General features: G+C 71.7%; 24 protein-coding genes. 16 read left to right on the forward strand and 8 right to left on the reverse strand.

Going from position 1 to position 26,490, the window contains the following annotated elements:
* Window positions 1-203: 203 nt before the first annotated feature.
* The 7 genes from JHN63_RS07130 to pcaD are packed head-to-tail and all read left to right on the forward strand — an operon-like array spanning window position 204 to window position 6,648.
* A complete protein-coding gene (locus JHN63_RS07130) occupies window positions 204-965 on the forward strand; it encodes a CoA transferase subunit A (RefSeq protein ID WP_200678034.1) in 762 nt (253 codons plus the stop codon).
* Window positions 965-1,609, forward strand: coding sequence for a CoA transferase subunit B (locus JHN63_RS07135; protein ID WP_200678035.1), 645 nt, complete (start codon window positions 965-967; stop codon window positions 1,607-1,609). Before JHN63_RS07130 ends, JHN63_RS07135 begins: the two co-directional genes overlap by 1 nt.
* Entirely contained in the window at window positions 1,606-2,808 is a 1,203-nt protein-coding gene (locus JHN63_RS07140; protein ID WP_200678036.1) for a thiolase family protein, read from the forward strand. Before JHN63_RS07135 ends, JHN63_RS07140 begins: the two co-directional genes overlap by 4 nt.
* Window positions 2,809-2,816: 8 nt before the next feature.
* The gene (gene pcaH, locus JHN63_RS07145) at window positions 2,817-3,590 is read left to right on the forward strand and encodes a protocatechuate 3,4-dioxygenase subunit beta (protein WP_200678037.1); all 774 of its coding nucleotides are present in this window, start codon (window positions 2,817-2,819) and stop codon (window positions 3,588-3,590) included.
* A 6-nt stretch (window positions 3,591-3,596) separates the two neighbouring features.
* On the forward strand, window positions 3,597-4,202 hold the full coding sequence (pcaG, locus tag JHN63_RS07150; RefSeq protein WP_200678038.1) for a protocatechuate 3,4-dioxygenase subunit alpha: 606 nt from the start codon (window positions 3,597-3,599) through the stop codon (window positions 4,200-4,202).
* Window positions 4,199-5,533: a 3-carboxy-cis,cis-muconate cycloisomerase gene (gene pcaB / locus JHN63_RS07155; protein WP_200678040.1), complete on the forward strand. Its 1,335-nt coding sequence runs from the start codon at window positions 4,199-4,201 to the stop codon at window positions 5,531-5,533. Before pcaG ends, pcaB begins: the two co-directional genes overlap by 4 nt.
* Window positions 5,530-6,648 carry a 3-oxoadipate enol-lactonase gene (gene pcaD, locus JHN63_RS07160; RefSeq protein WP_200678042.1) on the forward strand — a complete coding sequence of 373 codons (1,119 nt, stop codon included), beginning with the start codon at window positions 5,530-5,532 and terminating at the stop codon, window positions 6,646-6,648. Before pcaB ends, pcaD begins: the two co-directional genes overlap by 4 nt.
* A 66-nt stretch (window positions 6,649-6,714) precedes the next feature.
* On the opposite strand, the gene JHN63_RS07165 is transcribed toward pcaD, so the two are convergent.
* The gene (locus tag JHN63_RS07165; RefSeq protein ID WP_200678044.1) at window positions 6,715-9,399 is read right to left on the reverse strand and encodes an AAA family ATPase; all 2,685 of its coding nucleotides are present in this window, start codon (window positions 9,397-9,399) and stop codon (window positions 6,715-6,717) included.
* A gap of 157 nt (window positions 9,400-9,556) precedes the next feature.
* Here JHN63_RS07165 and JHN63_RS07170 point away from each other — a divergent pair, with 157 nt between their 5' ends.
* From JHN63_RS07170 to JHN63_RS07180, 3 genes are all read left to right on the forward strand, one after another.
* A complete protein-coding gene (locus JHN63_RS07170; protein WP_200678046.1) occupies window positions 9,557-10,933 on the forward strand; it encodes an MFS transporter in 1,377 nt (458 codons plus the stop codon).
* On the forward strand, window positions 10,854-11,990 hold the full coding sequence (locus JHN63_RS07175; protein ID WP_200678048.1) for an anhydro-N-acetylmuramic acid kinase: 1,137 nt from the start codon (window positions 10,854-10,856) through the stop codon (window positions 11,988-11,990). Before JHN63_RS07170 ends, JHN63_RS07175 begins: the two co-directional genes overlap by 80 nt.
* Window positions 11,991-12,110: 120 nt before the next feature.
* On the forward strand, window positions 12,111-13,130 hold the full coding sequence (locus tag JHN63_RS07180; protein ID WP_200678050.1) for a DUF2510 domain-containing protein: 1,020 nt from the start codon (window positions 12,111-12,113) through the stop codon (window positions 13,128-13,130).
* A 148-nt stretch (window positions 13,131-13,278) separates the two neighbouring features.
* Here the strand turns inward: JHN63_RS07180 and JHN63_RS07185 are convergent, their stop codons facing one another.
* On the reverse strand, window positions 13,279-13,893 hold the full coding sequence (locus JHN63_RS07185; protein WP_200678052.1) for a TetR/AcrR family transcriptional regulator: 615 nt from the start codon (window positions 13,891-13,893) through the stop codon (window positions 13,279-13,281).
* Window positions 13,894-14,117: 224 nt separating this feature from the next.
* Here JHN63_RS07185 and JHN63_RS07190 point away from each other — a divergent pair, with 224 nt between their 5' ends.
* Together JHN63_RS07190 and JHN63_RS07195 are read left to right on the forward strand one after the other, a co-directional pair.
* Window positions 14,118-14,915: a phosphatase PAP2 family protein gene (locus JHN63_RS07190; RefSeq protein ID WP_200678054.1), complete on the forward strand. Its 798-nt coding sequence runs from the start codon at window positions 14,118-14,120 to the stop codon at window positions 14,913-14,915.
* Window positions 14,912-15,877, forward strand: coding sequence for a hypothetical protein (locus JHN63_RS07195; RefSeq protein ID WP_200678056.1), 966 nt, complete (start codon window positions 14,912-14,914; stop codon window positions 15,875-15,877). Before JHN63_RS07190 ends, JHN63_RS07195 begins: the two co-directional genes overlap by 4 nt.
* 6 nt (window positions 15,878-15,883) lie before the next feature.
* Here JHN63_RS07195 and JHN63_RS07200 read toward each other — a convergent pair whose 3' ends face one another.
* From JHN63_RS07200 to JHN63_RS52470, 3 genes are all read right to left on the reverse strand, one after another.
* Complete coding sequence (locus tag JHN63_RS07200; RefSeq protein WP_200678058.1) at window positions 15,884-16,723, reverse strand: phospholipid scramblase-related protein; 840 nt, start codon at window positions 16,721-16,723, stop codon at window positions 15,884-15,886.
* Between the two features lie 52 nt (window positions 16,724-16,775).
* Entirely contained in the window at window positions 16,776-18,830 is a 2,055-nt protein-coding gene (locus JHN63_RS07205; protein ID WP_200678059.1) for a phosphocholine-specific phospholipase C, read from the reverse strand.
* Between the two features lie 267 nt (window positions 18,831-19,097).
* Window positions 19,098-19,784, reverse strand: coding sequence for an ABC transporter permease (locus JHN63_RS52470; RefSeq protein WP_307781837.1), 687 nt, complete (start codon window positions 19,782-19,784; stop codon window positions 19,098-19,100).
* An 83-nt stretch (window positions 19,785-19,867) separates the two neighbouring features.
* Here JHN63_RS52470 and JHN63_RS07215 point away from each other — a divergent pair, with 83 nt between their 5' ends.
* Entirely contained in the window at window positions 19,868-20,569 is a 702-nt protein-coding gene (locus JHN63_RS07215) for a response regulator transcription factor (RefSeq protein WP_200678060.1), read from the forward strand.
* Between the two features lie 97 nt (window positions 20,570-20,666).
* A complete protein-coding gene (locus JHN63_RS07220; RefSeq protein WP_200678066.1) occupies window positions 20,667-22,367 on the forward strand; it encodes a cell wall metabolism sensor histidine kinase WalK in 1,701 nt (566 codons plus the stop codon).
* A gap of 11 nt (window positions 22,368-22,378) precedes the next feature.
* Here the strand turns inward: JHN63_RS07220 and JHN63_RS07225 are convergent, their stop codons facing one another.
* The 3 genes from JHN63_RS07225 to JHN63_RS07235 are packed head-to-tail and all read right to left on the reverse strand — an operon-like array spanning window position 22,379 to window position 24,528.
* Complete coding sequence (locus JHN63_RS07225) at window positions 22,379-23,437, reverse strand: NAD(+)/NADH kinase (RefSeq protein WP_200678061.1); 1,059 nt, start codon at window positions 23,435-23,437, stop codon at window positions 22,379-22,381.
* A 21-nt stretch (window positions 23,438-23,458) separates the two neighbouring features.
* A complete protein-coding gene (locus JHN63_RS07230; protein ID WP_307781838.1) occupies window positions 23,459-23,650 on the reverse strand; it encodes a zinc-binding dehydrogenase in 192 nt (63 codons plus the stop codon).
* Window positions 23,651-23,679: 29 nt separating this feature from the next.
* A complete protein-coding gene (locus JHN63_RS07235) occupies window positions 23,680-24,528 on the reverse strand; it encodes a helix-turn-helix transcriptional regulator (protein WP_200678062.1) in 849 nt (282 codons plus the stop codon).
* A gap of 109 nt (window positions 24,529-24,637) precedes the next feature.
* Here JHN63_RS07235 and JHN63_RS07240 point away from each other — a divergent pair, with 109 nt between their 5' ends.
* On the forward strand, window positions 24,638-25,504 hold the full coding sequence (locus JHN63_RS07240) for a helix-turn-helix transcriptional regulator (protein ID WP_200678063.1): 867 nt from the start codon (window positions 24,638-24,640) through the stop codon (window positions 25,502-25,504).
* A 136-nt stretch (window positions 25,505-25,640) separates the two neighbouring features.
* A complete protein-coding gene (locus tag JHN63_RS07245; protein WP_200678064.1) occupies window positions 25,641-26,390 on the forward strand; it encodes a MerR family transcriptional regulator in 750 nt (249 codons plus the stop codon).
* Window positions 26,391-26,490 lie beyond the last annotated feature (100 nt).

The raw sequence follows: 26,490 nt of genomic DNA on the forward strand, positions 1-26,490 counted from the left end.
ATTCATCCGTGCACTGAACGATACCGGGAGGCCCTACGTATGCGTCCAGCCCCATGCAGGGAGCTGAACTGGCACTTCCCCCGGGTCTTGACGACGAGCCCCCGCAGTGGCAGCGTGAAGGAAACTTCACCGAAATGCTCAGTGCCCTGACCAATTGCCGGCCACATGCCGACCGGGCGCTCGAACGGGACGGAGCTTCACGGATGGACAAGGTGGTCGCCACGGCCGACGAGGCCGTGGCCGATGTGCCGGACGGAGCAACCCTCGCGGTCGGCGGCTTCGGACTGAGCGGTGTACCGAACGTGCTGATCCAGGCCCTCTACGAGCGCGGTGTCGGCGCGCTGGGCGTGGTCTCCAACAACTGCGGGGCGATGGAGTCCGGTCTCGCCGTCCTCCTCTCCGCCGGTCGGATCGCCCGGGTGACGGGCTCCTACATCGGCGCGAACAAGGAGTTCGCCCGCCAGTACCTCGCCGGAGAACTGGAGGTCGAGCTGATCCCCCAGGGCACCCTCGCGGAGCGCCTGCGCGCGGGCGGGGCGGGCATCCCCGCCTTCTACACCCCGGCCGGGGTGGGCACGCAGGTCGCCGAGGGCGGACTGCCCTGGCGGTACGACGGCTCCGGCGGGGTCTCGCTCGCCTCGCCGCCGAAGGAGGTGCGGGAGTTCGACGGCACCGAGTACGTCCTGGAGCGTGGCATCCGCACCGACTTCGCCCTGGTCCGCGCCGCGAAGGGCGACCGGCACGGCAACCTCGTCTTCAACAAGTCCACGCGGAACTTCAACCCGCTCGCGGCGATGGCAGGCAAGGTCACGATCGCCGAGGTCGAGGAACTCGTCGAGCCCGGCGAGATCGACCCGGACGCGGTGCACCTGCCCGGGATCTTCGTGCAGCGGGTGGTGGCCCTCACCCCCGAGCAGGCCGCCGACAAGCGGATCGAGCAGCGAACGGTGACGGTGAGCGGCTGATGGCCTGGACACGTGAGCAGATGGCGGCCCGCGCGGCCCGCGAACTCGCAGACGGTCAGTACGTCAATCTCGGCATCGGTCTGCCGACCCTGATCCCCAACTACCTCCCGCCGGGCGTCGAGGTGATCCTGGAGTCCGAGAACGGCATCCTGGGCACCGGGCCCTATCCGACCGAGGACCAGGTCGACCCGGATCTGATCAACGCCGGCAAGGAGACCGTGACGGTCCTGCCGGGGGCGTCCTTCTTCGACTCGGCGCTCTCCTTCGGGATGATCCGGGGCGGTCACATCGACGTCGCCGTCCTGGGCGCGATGCAGGTGTCGGCGGGCGGTGACCTCGCGAACTGGGCGATTCCCGGAAAGATGATCACCGGGATCGGCGGGGCGATGGACCTCGTGCACGGCGCCCGCACGGTCATCGTGGTCATGACCCACACCGCCAAGGACGGCTCGCCGAAGATCCTCACGGAGTGCGCACTGCCGCTCACCGGCAGAGCATGTGTGAACCGAGTCATCACCGATCTCGGCGTGATCGACGTGTCACCCGAAGGTCTGGTGTTGACCGAGACCGCACCCGGTGTGGGCGTCGAGGAGATCGTCGCCAAGACCGACGCGAAACTCATCATCACGGAAGGCCTGCTGTGAACCCGGTTTACATCGTCGACGCCGTCCGCACCCCCATCGGCAGATACAGCGGAGGGCTCGCGTCCGTCCGCCCCGACGACCTCGCCGCCCATGCCCTCCGTGAACTCCTCGCCCGCACCCCGGACCTGGACCCCGCCCGCATCGAGGACGTCTACTTCGGCAACGCCAACGGCGCCGGCGAGGAGAACCGCAACGTCGGCCGCATGGCCGCCCTCCTCGCCGGCCTGCCCACCTCCGTGCCGGGCGTGACCGTCAACCGGCTGTGCGCCTCCGGCCTCGAGGCGGTCATCCAGGCGGCCCGCGCCATCGCGGTCGGGGACGCCTCCATCGCCGTGGCCGGCGGTGTGGAGTCGATGACCCGCGCACCGTACGTCCTGCCCAAGTCGGACCGGCCCTTCCCCGCCGGGCACACCGAGCTGTACTCGACCACGCTCGGCTGGCGCATGACCAACCCGGCCATGAACCCGGAGTGGACCATCCCGCTCGGCGAGAGCGCCGAGCTGATCGCGGACAAGCACAAGATCGGCCGCGAACAGCAGGACGAGTTCGCACTCGCCAGCCACCACAAGGCGGCGAAGGCACAGGCCGCGGGCCTCTTCGACGGCGAGATCGCCCCCGTGCCGATCCCGCAGCGCAAGGGCGACCCGGTCGTCTTCGCCGCCGACGAGTCCGTACGACCGGACGCGTCCCTCGCCGCCATGGCCAGGCTGAAGCCGTCCTTCCGCCCAGAGAACGGCACGGTGACGGCGGGCAACGCCTCACCGCTCAACGACGGTGCCGCCGCACTCCTCCTGGTCGACGAGGAAGGGCTCAAGGCCACCGGCCGCCAGCCGCTCGCCCGCATCTCCGCCACTGGCGTGAACGCGCTCGACCCGCAGTACTTCGGACTCGCCCCCGTCGAAGCGGTCAACCGCGCACTCGCCAAGGCGGGCAAGGCATTTGACGACCTGTCAGTCCTCGAACTGAACGAGGCCTTCGCCGCCCAGGTGCTCGGATGCGTCGCCGAATGGCCCGAGTTCGACCCGGCGATCCTCAACCCGCAGGGCGGCGCCATCGCCCTCGGTCACCCGCTCGGCGCCTCCGGTGCCCGGCTCGCCGGTACCGTCGCCCACCAACTCGCCCGCAAGGGAACAGGAGTCGGTGTCGCGACCCTCTGCATCGGCGTGGGCCAGGGCCTCGCCCTCGTCCTCGAACGGTAGGAACCCCCATGACACTCACCCAGCACGACATCGACCTCGAGATAGCGGCCGAGCACGCGACGTACGAGAAGCGGGTCGCGGACGGCGCCCCGGTCGAGCACCACCCGCGCCGCGACTACGCCCCGTACCGCTCCTCGCTGCTGCGCCACCCGAAACAGCCGCCGGTCACGATCGACGTGTCGAAGGACCCGGAGCTGGTGGAGCTGGCCTCCCCCGCGTTCGGCGAGCGGGACATCACCGAGATCGACAACGACCTCACCCGGCAGCACAACGGCGAGCCGATCGGTGAGCGGATCACCGTCTCCGGGCGGCTGCTGGACCGCGACGGGCGGCCCGTCCGGGGCCAGTTGGTGGAGATCTGGCAGGCGAACTCGGCCGGCCGCTACGCGCACCAGCGCGAGCAGCACGACGCCCCGCTGGACCCCAACTTCACCGGTGTGGGGCGGACGTTGACCGACGACGAGGGCACCTACCGCTTCACCACGATCCAGCCGGGCCCCTACCCCTGGCGCAATCACGTCAACGCCTGGCGCCCGGCGCACATCCACTTCTCGATGTTCGGCACGGCGTTCACCCAACGGCTCGTGACGCAGATGTACTTCCCCAGCGACCCGCTCTTCCCCTACGACCCGATCATCCAGTCGGTGACGGACGACGCGGCCCGCCAGCGCCTCGTCGCGACGTACGACCACAGCCTGTCGGTGCCCGAGTTCTCGATGGGCTACCACTGGGACATCGTGCTCGACGGCCCGCACGCCACCTGGATCGAAGAAGGACGCTGACCCGCCATGACGAAGATCGACACGAGCCGCCCGGAGTCCGTGCTGCCGACCCCCTCGCACACGGTCGGGCCCTTCTACGGCTACGCGCTGCCGTTCCCGGGCGGCGGTGACATCGCGCCGGTCGGGCATCCGGACACGATCACCGTCCAGGGATACGTGTACGACGGCGAGGGCAATCCGCTGCCGGACGCCTTCGTGGAGCTGTGGGGGCCCGACCCCGAGGGCAACGTCTCCACGACCGACGGTTCGATCCGGCGCGACCCGGCGAGCGGCGGCTATCTCGGCCGCAACGGCGTGGAGTTCACCGGCTGGGGCCGCATCCAGACCGACGCCAACGGCCACTGGTACGCACGGACCCTGCGGCCGGGTGCGCGCGGACAGAGCGCCCCGTACCTGAGCGCCTGCGTCTTCGCGCGCGGACTCCTGGTGCACCTCTTCACCCGGATCTACCTCCCGGGCGACGAGGCCGCGCTCGCCGCCGACCCGCTGCTGTCCGGGCTGGACCCGGCGCGGCGCGACACACTGATCGCGCAGGACGACGGCAGGGGCACCTACCGTTTCGACATCCGCCTTCAGGGCGAAGGCGAAACGGTCTTCCTGGAGTTCCAGTGACTTCTTCCGACCCGTCGGACACCGGCCTGCTCGCCCCCGGGTGGGCCGGCTCCCCCGCCGCCTCCGCGACGAGCGACACCGCGTATCTGCGGGCCCTGCTCGACGCGGAGGCCGCGCTCACCCGCTCCCAGGCGGCCCTGGGGCTCGCGCCCGCCGAGGCGGCGACGGCGGTGACGGCGGCGGCCGACGTGGACGGCTTCGACGTACGGTCCCTCGCGGAGCGCGCCCGTGGCGGCGGGAACCCGGTGATCCCGCTGGTCGCGGATCTGACGAAGGCGGTCGGCGGGGAGTACGGCCCGTACGTCCACCGGGGCGCGACCAGCCAGGACATCATGGACACGGCGACGATGCTGGTCGCCGCCCGCACCCTGGATCTGGTCCTGGCCGACCTCACGCGCACGGAGCAGGCGCTGGCCCGGCTGGCCGCCGCCCACCGCGACACCGCGCTGCCGGGCCGCACGCTCACCCAGCACGCCGTACCGACGACCTTCGGGCTGAAGGCCGCCGGGTGGCGGTCGCTGGTGCTCGACGCGCGGGACCGGGTGCGGGTCGTGCGGGGCGGGCTGCCCGTTCAACTCGGCGGCGCGGCAGGCACGTTGGCTGCCTTCACCGCGTACGGCGCCGAGGACGCGCTCGCGCTGCCCGACTCGTACGCCCGTGAACTCGGCCTGGCGGCGCCGCTGTTGCCCTGGCACACGCTGCGGACGCCGATCGCCGATCTCGCCGGGTGCCTGGCCTTCGCGGCGGGGGCGCTGGGCAAGTTCGCCGCCGATGTGCTCGTGCTGTGCCGTACGGAGATCGCCGAGGTCTCGGAGAGCAGCGGCGGGGGTTCCTCGGCCATGCCGCACAAGGCGAATCCCGTACGGTCCACGCTGATCGCCGCCGCCGTGCGCCGGGCACCGCAGCTCGCGGCCGTCCTCTACGGCTCGCTGGTCGCCGAGGACGAGCGGCCGGCCGGGGCGTGGCACGCCGAGTGGGAGCCGCTGCGCGAGTTGCTGCGGCTGGTCGGCGGCGCGGCGCGCGATGCCGCCGAACTGGCCGAGGGGCTGCGGGTGCACCCGGACGTGATGCGTGAACACCTGGATCTCACCCATGGGTTGATCGTCTCCGAGCGGCTGTCCGCTGAACTGGCGCCGCTGCTCGGGCGGGCCCGGGCGAAGGAGCTGCTCACGGAGGTCGCCCGGCGGGCGTACACCGAAGGTCGTCCGCTGGCCGAACTGCTTTCCGGGGAAACGGAGTTGAAGGACCTCGATCTCTCCGCCCTCACCGACCCCGCCCGCTACACGGGTTCCGCCGGAGCCCTCACCGACCGTGCGCTGGAGCGACGTTGACCGAGAAACTCCTCACCTTCCGTGCCGAGGGGCCCACTTCCGCTCCCCCGCTGCTGCTCGGGCCCTCGTTGGGCACGTCGTACGCCCTGTGGGACAGGGTCGCGCCCGAACTGTCCGTCACCCACCGGGTGATCCGCTGGGACCTGCCCGGGCACGGTGGTTCGGCGCCGGAGCTGATCGGTCCCGGGGCGAGTGTCGGGGACCTCGCGGGTCTGGTGCTCGCGCTCGCCGACTCGCTCGGGATCGGGCAATTCGCCTACGCGGGTGTGTCGTTGGGGGGTGCGGTCGGTCTGCATCTCGCGGTGCACCACCCCGAGCGGGTCGCCTCGCTCGCCGTCATCTGTTCCTCGGCGCACTTCAACGGGGCCAAGGCGTGGGAGGAACGGGCCGCGCGGGTGCGGAGCGAGGGGGTGGGGTGGCTGGTGGAGAGCGCCGACTCCCGTTGGTTCACACCCGGGTTCACCGTGCCGGAGCTGGTGGCCGACCAGGGGGCCGCCGACCCGGCCGCGTATGCCGCCTGCTGTGACGCGCTGGCCGCGTTCGACCTGCGGTCGCGGCTCTCCGAGATCAGCGCGCGGACGCTGGTGATCGCCGGGCGCGAGGACCCGGCGACGCCGCCGGCGCATCTGCGGGAGATCGCCGACGCGGTGGCGGGCTCGGCCCTGGTCGAGATTCCGGGGGCGTCGCATCTGGCGCCGGCGCAGTGTCCTTCGGCCGTTCTCAGCGCGCTGCGGGCGCATCTCGGTGGGGGTGCGCGGCTGGGGATGGCCGTGCGGCGGGAGGTGCTCGGTGACGCCCACGTGGACGGAGCGCAGGCTCGGCAGACGCCGTTCACGGCCCGCTTCCAGGACTTCATCTCCCGGTACGCGTGGGGGGAGATCTGGACCGACCCCACGTTGTCGCGGCGCGAGCGGAGCATGGTCACGCTGACGGCGTTGGTCGCGGGTGGCCATTCCGACGAACTGGCGATGCATGTGCGGGCGGCCCGACGCAATGGGCTCACGCCGGAGGAGATCGGGGCGGTGTTGATGCAGAGCGCGGTGTATTGCGGGGTGCCTGCGGCGAACTCGGCGTTTGCCGTGGCTCAGCGGGTGTTGGAGGAAGAGGGCGACTGAGGGGGTGGGGGGCCTGTTGTGTGTCAACTGCGGGTGTGTCGTGGCTGGCCGCGGCCGAACGACAACTCACCGCAGCCCCCTCCCCGTCTCCAACACCTCCCGCGCCTGGGTCACCAGTCCGTCCGCCCCGCAGGAACGCGCGAGCGTCAGGCCCCTGTTGATCTCCGCCACCGACCGCGCCGCGATGCCGTACTCGACCCGCGCCGCCGCATGCTCGTACTGGCAGGGCGAGGACTCCAGGTAAGCGACCGCCTGTGCGGCGAGCCGTACCGCGCGCTGGCCCGTTTCGAGGGCCGCGGCGCAGCGGAGGGCCTCGCCGATCGCCGTGTCCGTGCCGAAGTGTTCGGCCTGGCGGCGGGCGTCGGTGGCGAGTTGGGCCGCGCGGGTCGGGTCCTCGACGGCGAGGGCGCGGGCGAGGTCCACGGCCCAGGGGACCAGGACCGGGTTGTGGTGGCCGCGTACGGTCGCCGCCTTCGCGGCCTGTTCCAGCTCGTTGATGCCGTCCTTCGTGCGGCCGACGGCGAGCAGGAGCCGGCCGCGCACACAGCGCGGGTCGGGCAGCACGATGGTGGACGGGTACGGGGGTGTGAAGCCGTACTGTTCCGCCGTCTCCCAGGCCTCCTCGACATGCCCGCGGGCGAGCAGCGTGTCGACCAGGTTGCAGGTCGCCGACCAGTACAGCGGCAGTCCGCGGCCGACGCGCTCGGCGAGACGCAGGGACTCGCGCAGCGAGATCTCGGCCTCGCGGAGACGGCCGCGCCGACGGTGGCCGAGGCCCACGTAGGCGTGCGCCAGGGAGAGGTGGCCGCCGCTCCAGCCGGCGGACACGTAGGCGCGCAGGGCTTCGTTGTAGAGGCTCTCCGCGCGATCCAGGCGGTCCGTGTAGGCGTACGCGCTGGCCAGCATCATGAGGATCTCCAGGCCCCACTCGGTGTCGGTCCAGCCGAGTCCGGGGGCGAGCCGTCCGTTGACGAGGGCGCGGTCGCAGACCTCGACGACCTCCTCGGCGTTCTCCCCGTGGGTCATGGCGTCGAAGCCGCGCAGGATCAGCAGGGCCCGCTCGGAGTTGTCCCGGCCGGTGCAGGTGCCGGCGAGTGCGGCGAGCCGCTCGGAGCGTCCCGGGGAGGTGCCCTCGCCCGCGTGGATGCCCTCCCACATGAACTGCACGGCCTGGAGCCGCATCCGGGCGGCGCCCGGTTCGTACCGCGCGGCCTCCGCCTCCACCGTGCGGACGGCTTCCTCCAGTTGGTCGTTGTGGGTCAGCGCCTGGGACAGCCGGAAGACGGCGTCCACGCGTGCGTGGCCGTCGAGGCCGGGCATGCCGAGGGCGGTCTGGAGGTGGCCGATAGTGGTGGCGGGCGCGGTGAGGAGGGTGGCGCAGCCCAGTTCGTAGAGCACGTGCGCGTGGGTCTCGGTGAGCGGCGGCTCCAGGAGGGCGCGCTCCAGACAGCGGCGGGCGGCGTCGGGGGCGCCGATGGAGAGGTGTTCGCGGGCGGCCTCGCGGAGTTGCTCGACGAGTTCCTGGTCGTCGTCCGGGTGCACCTTGAGGAGGTGCCGTGAGGCGGCGGCCGCGCCGTACCCGTTGTCGGTGACGACCTGGGCGGCGATGCCGTGCATGGCCGTGCACACACCGCCCGGGATGGAGTCGTAGACATCACTGGCGATCAGCGGGTGGACGAACTCCAGCTCGCCCGCGCCGGCCTGGGAGGCGGCGGGGTCGGGCGCGGTGAGGATGCGGTCGGCGCGGAGCAACTCGGCGCAGCGGACCGCCTCCTCGCGGCTCATGGTGGCGAGCTTGGCGACCAGGTCCACGGAGATGCCGGTGCCGAGGATCGCGGCGGCCCAGGCGAACCGGGTGGCCTCGAAGCCCAGGTCGTCCAGGCGGGCGAGCAGTCCGCCGCCGCGCGCGGAGCGGTTGAGCTCGCGCAGTTCGGCGGCCGAGTCCTCGACGGGGGCGAGGCCGCTGTCCTTCACCTTGGCGAGGAGTTCGACGGTCTCGTACGGGTTGCCGTCGGTGACCGCCCACACCTCGCGGCAGAACGCGCCGTCGGCGTGCGGGCCGAGGGTGGCGCGGGTGAGCCCCGCGGTGGCCTTCGGGGTGAGGGATTCCAGGACCGTGGGCGGCGGGCCCGCGGCGGCGGCGATCGCGTCCAGGTAGCGGGCGCTCTCCCCGCTGACCTCGCCGGGCCTGCGGGCGACCACGACCAGCACGGACAGGTCGTCGAGGCGCTCGGCGAACGCGGCGAGCCAGCGCAGGGTCTCCTGGTCGGCCCAGTGGGCGTCGTCGATCAGCAGGACCAGCGGCCAGTCGCGTTTGGCGAGCCGGCGCACCGCGGCGACCAGGCCGTCGCACACGCCCTGCGGGTCGGCCTGCCGCTCGCCAGGTTCGGTGACGCCGAGGGCGGGGCCCGCGATGTCGTACCAGTCGCCGAGGTACTCCCGGATCTCCTCCGGCATCAGCGAGAGGAGCGCGGGTTGCAGCAACTGCCGTACGACGTTGAAGGGGACGGACTTGAGGGTCTCGCCGCCGCGGGCGTGCCAGACCACGCACTTGCGTGCCTCGGCGATACGGCGGGTCTCGGCCAGCAGCGCGGTCTTTCCGAACCCCGCCTCGGCCCGGATCATCAGCAGGCTGCCCGAGGACGACTCGTCGGCGCGCAGCGCGTCGATCGCCTCCGCGACGCCCTCGACCGCCTTCTCGCGCTCCCACAGGGAGGCCGATCCGGCTCCCGGAGGCCGTTCCTCCGTCATCCCGAAACCTCCCCAGTAGCCCGAACGACGTACAGCCCTTGAGCGTAGCCGTCCGGATGCCGAAGTGGAGGCCGGTCCGGGCAGCTGTTGCCGCAACGGGTGACGGCGGTCTTTCCGCAGGACTCACGCAGGTGACGAACGGTCAAGAGGCGCTGAAATGAAGGTGTTTTCCGATCAATCCCGACCCGTCTCGAACAGGCCTGCGGTACGGGCGCTGGTCGCCGGGTCGGTGGGCAATTTCATCGAGTGGTACGAGTTCGGTGTCTACGGCTCCTTCTCGACGGTGATCGCGGCGGAGTTCTTCACCCCGGAGGGCACCGGCGCGGCCGAGGGGCTGGTGCGGACGTACGCCTCCTTCGCGCTGGCGTTCTTCTTCCGGCCGGTCGGCGCCGCCGTGTTCGGCCGGCTCGGCGACCGGGTGGGGCGGCGCCCGGTGCTGATCCTGGTGATCGCGCTGATGACCGGTGCGACGACACTGATCGGTGTGCTGCCGACGTACGCGACGGTCGGTGCCCTCGCGCCCTGGCTGCTCACGTTTCTGAGGGTCCTTCAGGGGCTGTCCGCGGGTGGGGAGTTCGGCGGTGCGGTGGCTCTGATGACGGAGTTCGCGCCGCCGGGACGGCGTGGGCTGTACGGGGCGTGGCAGTCGTTCACCGTGGCGCTGGGACTGTTGGGCGGGGCGGGGATCGCGGCGCTGCTCGCGACCGTGCTCGACGCCGGTCAACTGGCGCACTGGGGCTGGCGGTTGGCGTTCCTGCTGACGCTGCCGGCAGGGCTCGGCGCGCTGTGGCTCCGGCTGCGGCTGGAGGAGACACCGTCGTTCCGGAACGGGACGGTGAGCGGGGCGGTACGGGAGGTGCCGCCCGCGCGGGAGGTCCGGGCGGCGATCGCGCTGGGTGTCGGGCGGGTGATGGGGTGGTCGGCGGCCGGCTACACCTTCCTGGTGGTGCTGCCGTCGTACCTGCAGAGCACGCTCGACGCGAGCTTCCAACAGGCGCTGCTGGCCACGGTGTTGGCCACCGTCGGGTTCGCGGCCACCATCCTTCCGGCGGGGCTGCTGAGCGACCGGGTGGGGCGCCGCCCGGTGATGCTGACGGGCGCGCTGCTGGTCGTGGCCCTGTCCGTGCCCTTGCTCAACCTCCTTCAGGACGACGGGACTTCGACCGCGGTGAAGGGTGCGTGGGTGTTCGGGGCGGGTGCCGTGGTGGGGCTGATGGCGGGGCCCGGCCCGGCGATGCTCGCGGAGATGTTCCCGACGAGCGTCCGCCACACCGGTCTGGGACTCGCCTACGCCCTGTCCAATGCCGTGTTCTCGGGGTGCGCCGGGCTCATCATCACCGAGAGCGTCGAGCGGACCGGGAACGTGGACATTCCGGCGTACTACGCGGCGGCGGCCTGCGCGGTGAGCGCGCTCGCGCTCGTCAAGAGCCGTACAGGAAAGGGGAGTTGGTCGGATGCTGGTGATCGGGCTGATGTCCGGGACGTCGTACGACGCGATCGACGCGGCGGCGGCCGGGCTGAGCCTCGTCGGTGACAGTGTCGTACTGGAACCGCTCGGGATGCTGAGCACGCCGTACGACGAGGAGCTGCGGGAGGCGCTCGCGGCGGCGCTGCCGCCGGCCGCCACCACGCTGGCCGAGGTGTGCCGGCTGGACACCCTGATCGGGCAGGCCTTCGCCGCGGCGGCCGTCCGGGCGAACGACGAACTGTGCGGCGGGCGGGCCGAGTTGGTGGCCTCGCACGGGCAGACCGTCTATCACTGGGTGGAGGGCGGCGCGGTGCGCGGCACGCTGCAACTGGGGCAGCCGGCCTGGATCGCGGAGGCGACCGGGCTGCCGGTGGTCGCCGACTTCCGGCCACGTGACATCGCCGCCGGGGGCCAGGGCGCGCCGCTGGTGAGCCTGGTCGACCTGCTGTGGCTGCGCGGCCGTCCGGGCACACCGGTCGCGCTCAACCTCGGCGGGATCGCCAACCTCACCGCCCCCGACGGCACGGCCTTCGACACCGGACCGGCGTGCGCGCTGATCGACGCGGCGGCGCGGGGCTTCAGCGGCGGGCGGCTCGACCACGACGCGGAGGGCGCCCTCGCGGCCCGCGGAACCGTCCATGAGCCGTTGCTGGAACGGCTGTTGAGCGAGCCGTACTACGCGCTGCCCGCCCCGAAGACGACCGGCAAGGAACTGTTCCACCTCGGATATCTCCAGGACGCGCTGGCCGGCCTGGGCACCCTCCCCGCCGAGGACGTCATCGCGACCCTCACCCTGCTCACGGCCCGCACGGTCGCGAACGCGCTCCGGCCGCTGGCTCCCACCGAGGTCATCGCCTCGGGCGGCGGCACCCGCAACCCGGTCCTGATGACCCTGCTCGCCACGGAACTCCCGGGCGTCCCCGTCCGCACCTCCGACGACCTGGGCCTCCCGTCCCCCGCGAAGGAGGCCTACGCCTTCGCCGTCCTCGGCTTCCTCACGGCCCACGGCCTCCCGGGCACGATCCCGACCAGCACCGGCGCCCGGCATCCGAGCGTGCTCGGGTCCATGACACCGGGGCCTCCGACGGTCGAACGGGGGCCTGTGCGGCTGGTGTTGGGGTGACGGAGAACAGCCCGCCGTCGTACCGGCGCACCCCCGCCGACGCGCCCGTACCGCCCCGTCCCCCCGATCCGGGCCGGATCCTCTCATCCCGCTTTCACCGACGCCTCATACGGTAGGGGCATGACGCAGGTGACTCCCCCCGGGTGGTACCCCGATCCCGGGCAGACGAATGACGGTCCCGCCGCCGAGCGCTGGTGGGACGGCAAGGCATGGACGGACCGGACCCGGCCCGCGGGGTCGGGGGCCGAGTGGGGTCCCCCGACCGAGCCGCCGTACGCCGGGGCGTATCCGGCGTATCCCGCCGTGCCCCCGGCCGCGCCGCGCCGCAATCTGCGCACGGGCATAGCCGTGGCGGTGGCCGTGGCGGTGCTCACCGCGATCGGTGTCGGTGCGTACGCGCTGTCCGACAACGGCAGCGGGAACGGCACCCAGGCCGGCAACCAGCAGGCGCCGAACGGCCAGGGCGGCTTCGGCGGCCAGGGCGGTCCCGAGGGACAGGGCGGCACGGGCGGGTCCGGTGGTACCGGCGGTCAGAGCGATCCCTTCGGCGGCTCCGGCGGTACGGGCGGTGCGACCCCCGCACCCAGCGAGTCCGCGCAGCCGAAGGTCGAGGCCGGCGGCGCCGTGACCGACTCCCTCGACGGCATCAGCCTCCCCGTGCCGTCCGACTGGTACGGCCAGGTCATCCAGATCGGCGCGCAGGTCACGTCGAACACCTCGTACAAGTGCCCCGGCAACACCTCCCAGACCTGCACCAACGGCGGCGCGTACTCCGCGCCCGCGGTGGTGCTGGGCACGAAGGGCAGCACGGCCGAGGCGGTCGCGAAGGCGGACATCGCCGCCAATGCGAAGGAGTCCTACGGCGGTACGTCGTACGGCAGCATCACCTCGCACGAGGTGCTGGCCTCCAAGGCCGTGACCGTGGCCGGGCAGAAGGGCTATCTGGTCCGCTGGAAGGCGGTCACCAGCAAGGGCGCCGACGGCTATGTCGAGTCGCTCGCGTTCCCCTCGCCCGCGAGCAGCGGCCAGATCGTCGTGGTCCGCTTCGGTGTCGACGTCGGCCAGAAGCAGTCCGTCATCGACGAGATCACCTCGGGCATCAAGGTGTCCACGGGCAGCGGCGACGGCCAGAAGATCTGATCCCGCCCCCGCACACCGGTCGGCCGGGTGTGGCGCCTCTCCGCTCAAGAGGAACCCCACCCGGCCGGGGGGTGCGCGCCGCCCCCGTCCCCACGGTGCGGCGCGATCAGGTCACCGTCCGGTCATCCCATGGACGGCGGCCTGAGTTCTAGGTGAGACCGAGTGCCGGCAGCACCGCGGCCTCCACGAATCTGACGAGGTAGTCGGGGTCGGCGTAACAGCCCTCCAGGACCGGACGGGCCCGCAGGACGCCGAAGATCTGGGCCGGGACGTACGGCAGCGCCGGATGGTCGGCCGGGACCTCGCCGCGTTCCACACCACGGCGCAGGATGTCCTCCAGCGCGGCGATCTCGGGGTGCACGAGCGCCTCACGGACCGCCTGGGCGAGCTCGCTGTCCTGGATGACGGCGTGGCCGAGCGCCGAGACGAGTTTCGTGTCCTTCGCCGACCACGCGCCCGCCGCCCGCGCGGCCTGGCGCAGGTCCTCCGCGAGGGATCCCGTGTCGATGCCGGTGAAGTGCACCCGGCGGTTGGCGCGCAGCGCGGCGGCGACGAACTGGGGCTTGGTCCCCCACTGCCGGTACAGCGTGGACTTGCTGCACCGCGTGCTGCTGGCCACGCCCTCCATGCTGACGGAGTCGTAGCCGCATTCTCTGATCTGTTCGAGCACGGCGTCGAAGAACTCCCGCTCACGCTCCGGCGTGATCTTGGAGCGGCGCGAGGCGGCGACCGTGTCCGGTGCGTCCTCAGCCTGCGACGTCATGGCTCTTCTCCTCGCTCGGCCCGCGGACTCGGGGTCCGCTCTCCCGTGTGTCTCGTTTCGCTATCGATACGCCAGTGTACCGGTACTCCGCCGTATCGGTACCCGCACGTATCGGTACACTGGCGTATCGGAACGAACTCGTACCGATGAGTTCGGTCCGCCGGAAGGGTCACAAGCCCTGCCAGCACCACCACACGCACCACCGTCAGCGAAGGGGCCGGGGGATGAATGCCCGCACCGAGCCTGCAGAGCCGGAGACCAGCGCGATAGCGCGGCCTCCGCTCGTCCGTGAGCTCCTGCTCGTCGCAGGACTCTTCCTCGTCTACAAGTTCGGCCGCCAACTGGCGACGGGCCATACCGGTGAGGCCCTGCACAACGCCCGCCACGTATGGGACCTGGAGCGGACCCTGCGCCTCCCGAACGAGGGCTCGGTGCAGTCGGTGCTGCTGCACAGCGACACCCTCGTGCACCTCGCGAACACCTTCTACGCGACCGTCCACTTCCCGGCCACCGTGGCCTTCCTGGTCTGGCTGTACCTGCGGCGCCCCGCGCACTACGTCTGGGCCCGCCGGGTCCTGGCGACGGTCACCTCGGCCGCCCTCGTCCTGCCCTTCGTGTTCCCGCTCGCGCCCCCGCGCATGCTGGCCGCGACGGGCCTGGTCGACACCGCCAAGGTCTACGGTCCCTCGGTCTACGGCCCGCCGACCAGCGACCACCTCTCGAACCAGTTCGCGGCGATGCCCTCGCTGCACTTCGGCTGGGCGCTGATGGTGGCGATCGGCCTGATCGTGGCGACCCGCTCGCGCTGGCGCTGGCTGTGGCTGCTGCACCCGCTGGTCACGCTGACGGTGATCGTGGGCACGGCGAACCACTACTGGCTCGACGCGATCGTGGCCGCCGCGATGCTCGGCATCGCCCTCGCGCTGATCCACCCGCCGCACCGCACGGCGAGCACGGCGGGCCGCGGTCAGCCGGAACTCGCCCCCGAGAAGCAGCCGGTGCTCGTCGGAGCCGGCCGATGAACGCCACGCTCGTCGCCGTCGTCCTGTCCCTCTTCTCCGCCGTCGCCTACGCGGCCGCCGCCGTGGCCCAGGAACGGCTCGCCTCCCGCAACTCCGACGCGGGCACGCTGCGGCTGCTCGCCACCGGCGCCTGGTGGGGGACGGTCGTGCTCAACGCGGGCGCCGCGCTGCTGCACGTCGTGGCCCTCAAGTACGGTCCGCTGACCGTCGTACAGCCGCTGGGCGCGCTCACGCTCGTCGCCGCCGTCCCGATGGGCGCGCGGGTGGCCGGGCGCCGGGTCAGCGCGGTCGAGTGGCGGGGCACCGCGCTCACCCTGCTCGGCCTGTCGGCCCTACTGGTCACGGCGTCCGGCCCCCAGCCCGACCAAGTCCTCACCGTTCCCCAGGCGTTGGCGGTCGCGGGAGCGACCTCGGCGCTGATCGGCCTCCTCGCACGACGCGGCGCGAAGCCGGGTCTACGCCATGCCTCGGCGTCCGGTGTCGCCTCGGGTGTCGCCTCCGCGCTCACGCAGACCGTGACGGTCGCGGCGACGGACCGTTCGGGCCCGCTGCTGAGCATGCAGGTGGTCGGAGTCGCCCTGCTGGTCGCGGTGTTCGCGGCGGGCGGGCTGCTGCTCTCGCAGACCGCCTACCGGGGCGGCCTCGGTGCCCCGCTCGCGGTGGTGACCCTGGCGAACCCGGTGGCCGCCGCCGCGATCGGCCTCGCGCTGCTGGGCGAACGCCTCCAGGGCGGCGCGGCCGGCATCCTCCTCGCGCTGACGGGGGCGGGCATCGCGTCCTGGGGCGTGGTCCTGCTGACCCGGGTGGTCCCCGCGCTACCCCTGCCGCACGAGTACGGCGACCACGATCACCCGGTGGCCGCCGTGCTGGCGCTGGAGCCCGAATCGGCCTCCCCGGAACCGGCGTTGATGCCCCGGCAGCCGAACCGACGGTCCGAGCCGGGGCATCTCACCGCGCTGTGACGGGGGTCAGCCGAGACCCCGCGAGTCCTGCTTGAGCGCGGTGTCGACGGTCAGCGCCGTCGCCACCACCAGGCTCAGCAGCGGCTCGGGCAGTTGGTAGTGGATCTGCAGGACGTAGTTGTCCGCGGTGGTGAACATCGTCTTGGCGAGGCCTTCCCAGGTCTTGGTGATCCGGGCGACCTCGTTGTCCGCGTGGTCGACGATCGCGAAGTTCCACGCCCGCCAGTTCTCCGCCTTGATCGCGCCGATCTGCCGGCCGTCCGCGAAGATGCCGAAATTGATCTTCCCGATCATGTTCTGCTGCACGATCTCGCCCACCGGCGAGCCGTCCGGGCGGGACACGAGCACCTTGGACTTCATGATCTTCGCGGGCCGGGTCAGCACCAACTGCGGCTGCCCGTAGGCGTCCCGGATCTCCAGCCGGTGGGTCATGAACTGGTCGAGACTGGAGACGAAGCGCAGCGCCTTCTTCAGCGCGCTCTGGCCTATCTCGGTGACCGAGCCGATCAGATTGCCGTTCTGATCCATGACCTTGTACTCGTTGGTCAGCTCGATCAGCTTGGCCTTCTGGTTCACCACCAGGACCGGCTCGCTGAACAGGCTGCCACCGCCGGGGCCGCCACCCGCGACCCCGGCCTGCTGCTGCACCTGCTGCTGGACCCGCGGGTCAGGACCGGCCGCCTGTTGCGGCACGGCCTGCGGCGGCTGCTGCGGCTTGGCGCCCTGCGCCTGCTGGTCCGCGTTGGTGTGGTCGGTCCACTTCGCGCCGTCCCAGTACCGGAGGGTCTGCGGCGCTCCGTGCGGATCCGGGTACCAGCCTGCAGGTGTGTTCGAATGCGTGGTCACCGGGGCACACTACCGCGAGTGCCCCGGAAAACAACCGGCTTCACGAAGCCCCTCAGACGGTGACGATCGCCGGGTCGCTGACCCCGGGACGGCCGTTCTCGACATGTCCGGCGAATCGCCGCAGGAAGCCCGCGTCGCCGTCGGAGGTGACCGTCAGGTCGTACCAGCGCTTGCTCGCGCCCAGGTCGACGGTGTGCCGTACGGTCGCGCCCGCCCGCACCTTGACGGTCCGGGCCTTGCCGCCGTAGCCGTTGGCGACCTTCAACTGCGCCGTCCCGGAGCCCTTGTTGGTGAAGATCAGCTCGATGTCGTCGCCGCAGGTGCGGGCGGTGACCTCGGGTCCGGCACTCTTGCCGTGGCCCTTGAAGACGCGCAGGAAGCCGTTCGGGCCGTGCACGGTCAGGTCGTACGAGCCGTTCGAGTACGCCGAGTTCCAGGCGTCGGAGACGGACTTGCCGGCCTCGGTGGTGTAACTCCAGGGCCCGTCCGTGCGGTTGGCGGAGGTGACCAGGAAGTTGGCGCCGGCCTTCGCGCCGGAGGCGAAGGTCAGCGTGAACTTTCCGGCCGCCGTGTCGGCCGAACCGTCCACCGTGGGCGCGTACTTGAGCGGCCGGGCCGGGCGCAGTCCGCGCTCCTGCTTGGGCAGCGCAGGGTTGGCGGGCGGGGTCGGGACGTAGTCGGGGTGGCGGTTCTTGTCCGGCGGCTGGTAGCCGTCGGTGTCCGGCAGCGGGACCTTCTTGACGTCCTTGCGGGAGAAGTCGAAGGCGGTGGTCAGGTCGCCGCAGATCGCGCGCCGCCACGGCGAGATGTTGGGCTCGTGGACACCGAAGCGGCGCTCCATGAACCGGATGACCGAGGTGTGGTCGAAGGTCTCCGAGCAGACGTAACCGCCCTTGCTCCAGGGCGAGACGACGATCATCGGGACGCGCTGGCCGAGACCGTAGGGACCGGCCGGGTGGCCGGCGTTGCCCGCGAAGAGGTCCGGGCCGACGTCGACGGTCGACTTGCCCTGCGCGGCCGAGCCCGGCGCGAACGGCGGCACCATGTGGTCGAAGAAGCCGTCGTTCTCGTCGTACGTGATGAACAGGGCCGTCTTCGCCCAGACCTTGGGGTCGGAGGTGAGCGCGTCCAGGACCTGGGCGACGTACCAAGCACCGTAGTTCGCGGGCCAGTTGGGGTGCTCGGTGAAGGCCTCGGGGGCGACGATCCAGGAGATCTTCGGCAGCTTGCCGCCCTTGACGTCCGCCTTCAACTGGTCGAAGAAGCCCTCGCCCTTGGTGGCGTCGGTGCCGGTGCGGGCCTTGTCGTAGAGCGGGTCGCCGGGCTGGGCGTTCTGGAACTGCTTGAAGTAGAGGAGCGAGTTGTCGCCGTAGTTGCCGCGGTAGGCGTCCGTGATCCAGCCCCAGCCGCCGGCCGCGTCGAGGCCGTCGCCGACGTCCTGGTAGATCTTCCAGGAGACGCCCGCCTTCTCCAGCCGCTCGGGGTACGTCGTCCAGCTGTAGCCGGCCTCGTCGTTGCCGAGGACGGGGCCGCCGCCCTGGCCGTCGTTGCCGGTGTAACCCGTCCACAGGTAGTAGCGGTTGGGGTCGGTGGAGCCGATGAACGAGCAGTGGTAGGCGTCGCAGATGGTGAAGGAGTCGGCGAGCGCGTAGTGGAAGGGGATGTCCTCACGGTTCAGGTACGCCATCGTCGTGGAGCCCTTGGACGGCACCCACTTGTCGTACTTGCCGCCGTCGAACGCGGCGTGTCCGTCGTTCCAGCCGTGCGGGAGGTCCTGGATGAACTGGAGGCCCAGGTCGTCGGCCTCGGGGCGGAACGGCAGGATGTCCTTGGTGCCGTCCGACTGGTACCAGACCGGTTTACCGTCCTGCCGGGTCACGACCGGGCGGGGGTCGCCGAAGCCCCGGACGCCTCTGAGCGAACCGAAGTAGTGGTCGAAGGACCGGTTCTCCTGCATCAGCACGACGATGTGCTCGACATCCTCGATGCTCCCCGAGCTGTGGTTCGCGGGAAGCGCGGCGGCCCGCTCGATGCTGCTCGACAGTGCCGTGAACGCCGTGGTGGCACCGGCGAGTTGGAGAAATCGACGCCGATTGACTTCGGACATGGGTGAGGCACCTCTCATCCTGACGCGCGGCCGGCCGGAACATGGCGAAATGCGCGCGGTGCGAGTGTTCCAAGAGCAACAAACGTCAGGGAAGGGTCCGGTGGCGCCCATGTGAAACTCGCCCGTACGTGCGGGGGCGGACCGTCACGTCGTCGCGAGGGCCTCCGTCGGGGTGAGCCGGGAGGCCCGGACGGAGAGGTGGACACCGGCGGCCATGCCGATGAGGACGGCACCGGCGAAGCCGCCCCGCCACCGCCGGGAGCGGGATCAGGGGAGTTCGGGACAGACCGTCGGCGCGAGGACGTTGCGGACGGCGTCGATGCCGTCCTCCCTGGCCTTGACGTCGATGACGGTGGGGTGGCCGGTGAAGCCCAGTCGGGTACGGGCCGCGTCCCGGCCGACCGGCACCGAGCGGTCGATGTCGGGCGAGAGCGGGGTCCGCGCGAGGATGCCGATGACCGTGAACCAGCGCTGGTCGACGTAGATCTGCGGGGCGGGCCGCCCCGGGACGATCCGCGCGACGCCCATCCGGGTGGCGGCCACCGAGCCGAGGACGGCCGTGGGGAACTTCTCGGTGCTCGCGCTGAGGAAACGCCCGAACACCTCGGCACGGGTGTTGGCGACCGCGCCGGCCGTCGTCACCGGACCGATCCGGCGGACCATGTCCACGGACCGGGGAGGGAGTTCGACGGGCGGGGTCTGGTTCGGGACCGGCGCGACCTGGAGCATGTTGGTGCCCGGCGCGAAGAGTTGCTCCATCAGCGCCTTCTGGCTGGACGCCGGGATCCCGGTGACCACGATCATCGTGGCGATGCCGATCGAGATGCCCAGCGCGGTGCTCCCGTGGCCGCCCGAACCGCCGCACGCGGCGAGGAGGGGAGAGCCGGTGCCGCGCCGAGGCCGGCGAAGGCTACGGACCGCCTTCGCTGGGGGGGGGTTTCGCCATGGCGGCACAGTGGCCGGAGGATATGAAGATCCTGTCAGGCCACCGTCAGACTCCTGTCTGATGTCCGGGCGGCGACCTTAGGGTGAGCCGCGTGAGCGCATATGTCCTGGTGGCCGAGGACGACGTCAAACAGGCCGAGGTGATCCGCCGCTATCTGGACCGCGAGGGCCACTCCTGTCTGGTCGTCCACGACGGGCGTGCGGCCATCGACGAGGTGCGGCGGCGGCTGCCGGATCTGCTCGTCCTCGACGTCATGATGCCCTTGGTCGACGGGCTGGACGTGTGCCGGGTGTTGCGCCGGGAGTGCGAGGTGCCCGTGCTGATGCTGACCGCGCGCAGCACGGAGGAGGACCTCCTGCTCGGCCTCGACCTGGGCGCCGACGACTACATGACGAAGCCTTACAGCCCACGGGAGTTGATGGCCCGCATCCGCACCCTGCTGCGGCGCACCCGGGCCGCCACGGCGCCGCCGGACGATCCCGTGCTGCGGATCGGCGCGCTCGCCATCGACCCGGTCCGCCGTACCGTCGCGCTCGACGGACGCCAAGTGGTGTGCACGCCAGGGGAGTTCGAGATCCTCGCGGCGATGGCCGCCGAACCGGAACGGGTCTTCTCCCGCCGCCAACTGCTCGCCCTGACCCGGGGGTTCGACCGCTACATCACCGAGCGCACGATCGACGTCCATGTCCTCAACCTGCGCAAGAAGATAGAGGCCGTGCCCCGGCGACCGGCCTATCTGCAGACCGTGTACGGCGTCGGCTACAAGCTCATGGACGGCACCCGTGCGCGGTGACGCGGAGACCGGCGGCGAGGGTCGGCCCAGGACCCGGCCGCGGGCCAAAGTGCCCCTGCACAGAAGCCTGTTGGTCCGGCTGCTGGCCACCTCCGTGATGATCGCCGTCTGTTCGGTCGCGGCCACCGCGTGGCTGGCCGCGCGCACCACGAGCAGCGCCATCCAGCAGGAACAGGGTCAACTCCTGTCGTCCGACACCGAGATCTACGACACCCTCGTCGGCTACGCGGCCACGCACCGGGACTGGAACGGTGTCGCCCCCACCCTGCGCCGCCTCGCCGGGGACACCGGCCGCCGTATCACCCTGACCACCCAGAGCCGCCGTACCATCGCCGCGTCGTCCGCCACCAGCGCCGCGCTGCCCACCAGGGCGTCGGCGGTCGTCGACCCGCTGCGCACCGACCCGGCCCTGCTGTCCGGTGGCGTGAGCGACCGGATCGACCCGCTTGCCGTCGGCCCGTACCGGCTGACCGCCGCGGAGCGGAAGGGCCTGCGCCGGGACGCGACCAAGATCGTCTACTGCCTGAGGGCCACGACCGGTGCCGCCACCCTCACCGAGAAGCCGACCGGCCGCCCGTCCATCAAGCTCCCCGACAGCGTCCTCGACGGGGCCTTCGTGGACAGGGGATGCGGCCTCGACCAGCTCGCCGCCCCCGTCCCGACCGAGATCGGGCCGCTCGACCGGCTCAACACCATGGTCAACGCCTGCTTGAGGGGCCAGGACCTGCCCGAGGTGAAGGTGTCCATCGACTTCGTCGTCCGTACGAAGATCGGCGCCCAGGCCGCCCAGACCTGTCTCGACACCGCCCGCCGCGACCAGCTCACCCCCTATGTGGCACCGGCCGCGCTGCTGTACGTCACCACCCCGGCCGGTACGACCGCCGCCCCCGCGTTCCACTTCACCTCCGCCAACACCACCCGCATCGCCGGCGCGGCCGGGCTGGTGCTGCTGGTCACCGTGGCCGTCACCGTCGTCGTCGGAACGCGGCTCGTCAGGCCCCTGCGCGCGCTGGCCGACGCCGCGCGCCGTCCGGTGGAGGAGCACCAGCGGGTACCGGTCACGACCAACGACGAGATCGGCTACCTCGCCGCCGCCTTCAACGACCTCTCCCAGCGCCGGGAGCGCGTGGAAGGCCGGCGTAAGGCGATGGTCAGCGATGTAGCCCACGAACTCCGCACCCCGCTCAGCACCATCCGAGGCTGGCTCGAGGCCGTGCAGGACGGCATCGCCACCTCCGACCAGGCGCTCGTGGACTCCCTGCTCGAAGAGGCGCTGCTGCTCCAGCACATCGTCGACGACCTCCAGGATCTCGCGGAGGCGGACGCGGGCCAGTTGCGCGTCCACCTCGAGTCCCTCCTCGTGCGCGACCTTCTCGACCATGTCGCCACCGCCCACCTCGGCCGTGCCGAGACCGCGGGCGTCACCCTCACCACCCACATCGACGGCGAGCCCGAGGTGTCCGGCGATCCCGTACGGCTGCGGCAGGTCGTCGGCAACCTGGTCTCCAACGCCGTGCGGCACACCCCGCGCGGCGGCAGCGTCACCCTCCGGGCCCGCCAGGCCGCGGGCCAGGTCACGATCGAGGTCGCCGACACCGGGACCGGTATCCCGGCCGAGGACCTGCCCCGGGTCTTCGACCGTTTCTGGCGCGCCGAGAAGTCCCGCAACCGCCGCACCGGCGGCAGCGGTCTGGGCCTCGCCATCGTGCGCCGGCTGACCGAGGCGCACGGCGGGACGGTGACGGTGACCAGCACGGTCGGCGCGGGGACGGTCTTCACCGTCCGTCTTCCTTCCTGAACCACCCGGAACTACTGGGCGGGCGGCGGCAGTCGCATCCCGGCGAGGTCCGCCGGGACCGGGGTGTCCGGCCGGAAGAACGGTTCCGAGGGCCCGTCCTGGGCATTCGCGGGGGCGTCCGTGAGCCGGAACCGGTCGCGCAGCCGGCCGTAGAAATCCGTCGGGCGCAGTCGGACGAGGCGGACGCGCTGGGGGGCGCGGAAGACGCCGATCCAGTCGCCGGGGTCCAGGACGCCGCGGAGTTGGCCGTCGACGCTGACGGCGGCCTGCCCGGACTGGGGCAGGACGCGCAGGCCGATCGGTTCGTCGGGGGCGGCGATCACGCTGCGGTTGAACGTCATGTGCGGGGCGATCGGGGTGAAGACGAGGGCGTCCATGTGGGGCGAGAGGACGGGCCCGCCGGCGGCGAAGCTGTAGGCCGTGGACCCGGTGGGGGTGGCGACGGCCAGCGCGTCGGCCGAGTAGGTCGCCAGCAGCCGTCCGGCGAGGTAGACACCGACGCCGACCTGCCGGTCGCGGGCCAGCTTCTCCAGGACGACGTCGTTGAGCGCGGTGACGTCCAGCGCGCACCCCCAGCCGCCCCCTTCCGTGGTCTCCGGCCGGACCTGCGGCGGCGGCAGCGCGGGCCCGCGGCCGTAGCGCAGCAGGGCCTCCATCTCCTCGGGGATGTCCAGCGGACGGGACGCGCGCATGGTCAGCGTCATGCGCTCCTCCACGATCGCCCGTCCTTCGTGTACGGCGTCCAGGGCGTCGCCGATGTCGCAGGCGGGGACCTCGGTGAGGAAGCCGACCTTGCCGAGGTCGACGCCGAGGACGTCGGCGTCGCTCTTGACGGCGATGCGGGCGCCGCGCAGGAAGGTGCCGTCGCCGCCGAGGGTGACGACGAGGTCGGGGTTGCCCGCGGCCTCGGCCTCCTCGCGTCCGGTGCGGCGGTGGTGGTCCTTGGCCCACACGTCGATCTCCGTGCAGCGGACGTCGTGCGCCTCACTCCAGGCGTGCACGGCGGCCGCCGCGTCCCGGGCGGTCTCCCGTCCCAGGTGGACGACGAGACCGATACGGCGTACGGGCATGGGGTCCTCCGTGAAGTGCGGTCAGGGACGAGGGGCGCGGAGTTCGGCGGGCAGTGCGGGGCGTTCGTCGGGCGGGACCGGGCTGAGCACGATCTTCCCCCGCGCATGGCGCCGCCGCACCTGCCGGTAGGCCTCCTGGACCTGTTCCAGTGGGTACACCTCGCTGATCGGGACGGTGAGCAGGCTGTTGGAGACCAATTCAGCGGGTTCCACGACCAGTTGAGGGGTGAAGACGTCCTCTCCTACGTGTTCGCCTTCGTCCGCGCCTTCTTCGGCTCGGCGGCCATCGCCCGCAGCGTCTCGAAGGCGGCGGCGGTGGGGCTGGCCGGTTCGGCCTGGTAGACGACGAGTTGCTGGTGCGGGGCGCCATTGACGGTGAACGCGGCGAAGGCGATGTGCAGGTCGCCGACGTCCGGGTGCTTGAGGTGTTTGTCTCCCTGGGACTTGCTCTTGACGTCGTGCAGTCGCCAGATACCGGCGAACTCCTCGCTCTCGGCGGAGAGTTCCCCGACCACCTCGGCGATACGGTCCGAATCGGGATCGTGTCCGTAGGCGGCCCGGAGTTCGGCGACACAGGAATGCGCGGCCCGCTCCCATTCCTGGTAGAACTCACGCCCCGCCGGGTCGACGAACACATTCCGGGCGAGATTGTCGAACGCGTCGAATCCGCTGTGCAGCGCCGTGGCAAGCGAGTTGCCCGCGAGAATGTCGAGAGCCGGGCCGAGCACGAACGCCGGGGTGTGCTTCCAGCCGTCCATCAACCGCAGCAACTGCGGGCTCACTTCGGCCTCGCCCGCGTCGTGCGGACGCTGCGAGGGCGCCAGGCAGAGGCGGTTGAGATGATCGGCGGACTCCGCGTCCAGCTTCAACGCCTGGGCCACGGCCTCCAGGACCTGCGGCGAGGGGCTGTTCTCGCGTCCCTGCTCGAGCCTGATGTAGTAGTCGGAGCTGACCCCGGCGAGCAGCGCGACCTCTTCCCTGCGCAGTCCCGGCACCCGGCGTCGCCCGTACTCGGGCAGACCGACGTCCTGGGGCTTGAGGGCCTCGCGGCGAGCCCGGAGGAAATCACCCAAAGGGGTCCCATTGCTCATGCGGCCAGACTAGATGCTCTTCGAGCGACCCGGGGAGCCGTCATCCTGGGTGCAACGCACCCACCGTCGGCAGCGCTTCTCCCCGTGTTTTCCGCCTAGCCTCGACGGTATGCAGAACGACACGCGCCCCGACCCGGTGGAAGGGCTGGGTCAGTTTCTCCGCTCCCGCCGGGAACGGGTCAGCCCCGCCGATGCGGGTCTGTCCGGCTCCGGCCGGCGGCGGGTGCCCGGGCTGCGCCGGGACGAGGTCGCCGTGCTCGCCGGGGTCAGCCCCAGCTACTACAGCAGACTCGAGCAGGGCCGTGAACTCAGCCCCTCGGTACGGGTGTTGGAGGCCATGGCCCGGGTGCTGCGGCTGGCGGAGGCGGACCGGCTCGAGTTGTTCCGGCTGGCGCGGCCCCCGGCCCGCCGGACGAAGTCGCCCTCCCGTGTCGAGCGGGTGCGCCCGCATCTGCGGCAGCTGATCGAGAGCTGGACCAGGACCCCGGCCTTCATCATTGGCCACGCCCAGGACCTGCTGGCCACCAACGCCCTTGCCGACGCCCTCTACCGCGACTTCGCCCAGCACGACAACGTGCTGCGCATGCTCTTCCTGGACCCCGCGGCGAAGACGTTCTACCGCAGCCCCGAGCGGGCGAAGGACCGCGCGGTCGCCGATCTCCAGCAGACCGCGGCGAGCACCCCGGAGGATCCCCGCATCCTGGAACTCGTCGGCGAACTCTCCGTGCGCAGCGGCGAGTTCCGCTCGCTGTGGGCCCGCGAGTACACCCGGGTCCCGCCCTACGAGGTCAAGCGGATGCGCCATTCCGTGGTGGGCGACCTGGAGCTGCGACACGAGGCCCTCACCATCCGCAGCGCGCCCGGGCAGCAGCTCGTCATTCTGCAGGCGGAGCCGGACTCACCCTCGGCGGACGCTCTGGCACTGCTGGGTTCGCTCAACGCGCCCGAGCCGACATCACCGGGACAACCGGGATAGCCGGAATCACTGGGAGCGAGCTCGGTGCTCGCTCCGGGCCGGATGCCACTCAGTACGGACCTTGACGCCGCGGCAAGGTCAAGCGGCTCACGCGTCGCCTTGACCTTGTCGCGACGTCAGGGTTTCTACTGAGGTCATGCGAATCGGCCAGCTCGCCGCCCTCGTCGGGGTCACCCCGCGGGCCGTGCGGCACTACCACCATCTCGGGCTGCTGCCCGAACCCGTACGGCGGAGCAACGGCTACCGCGAGTACGGCATCCGGGACGCCGTCCTGCTGGCCCGCGTCCGGCGGCTGACCGAACTCGGCCTCGGTCTCGACGAGGTGCGGGACGTCCTCGCCGACGACGAGGGCCGCGAACTGGTCGAAGTCCTCCAGGAGTTGGACGAGGACCTCGGACGGCAGGAAGCGGTGGTCCGGGAGCGACGCCAACGCCTCGCCGCGCTGCTGGCGGAGGCCCGGGCCGGACGGCTGACCGCCGACGCACCGCTGTCGCCGCAGCTCACCGCGCTGCTGGCGGGCCTCGGCGAGATCCCGGACTCCCCCATCGCCGCGAAGGACCGGGAGATCCTTGCTCTCCTCGACACCGTGGCGCCCGAGGCGGAGCGGGTCCGGCTGATGGAGACACTGCGGGGGATGCAGGAGCACGCCGGCGAGATGTACGCCCTGCTGGACGCCCTTGCCGACAAGGCACCGGACGACCCCGGGGTCACCCGCGCCGCCACCGCGCTCGCGGCCCTGCTCCCCGCCGACCTGATCGCGGGTTTCCCCGACCAGCCCGACAACGGCCTGACCGACGTCATCTTCGCGGACCTGGCACCGGCCCAAGCGGCGGCGGTGCTCCACGCGATCGAACTCGTGCGGCGACGACAGGAGGCTCCGTCATGACCACGCCGGAGATCCGGGTCCCCCTGCCCGAAGCCCCCGCCCGAGGACCCGCCCTGCGGAAGCTGCGCGCCGTCGCGGTGCCCGCCCAACTCGCGCTGAC

Origin of the sequence: Streptomyces sp. MBT65, assembly GCF_016612545.1 — a bacterium.
Taxonomy (GTDB): Bacteria; Actinomycetota; Actinomycetes; order Streptomycetales; family Streptomycetaceae; genus Streptomyces.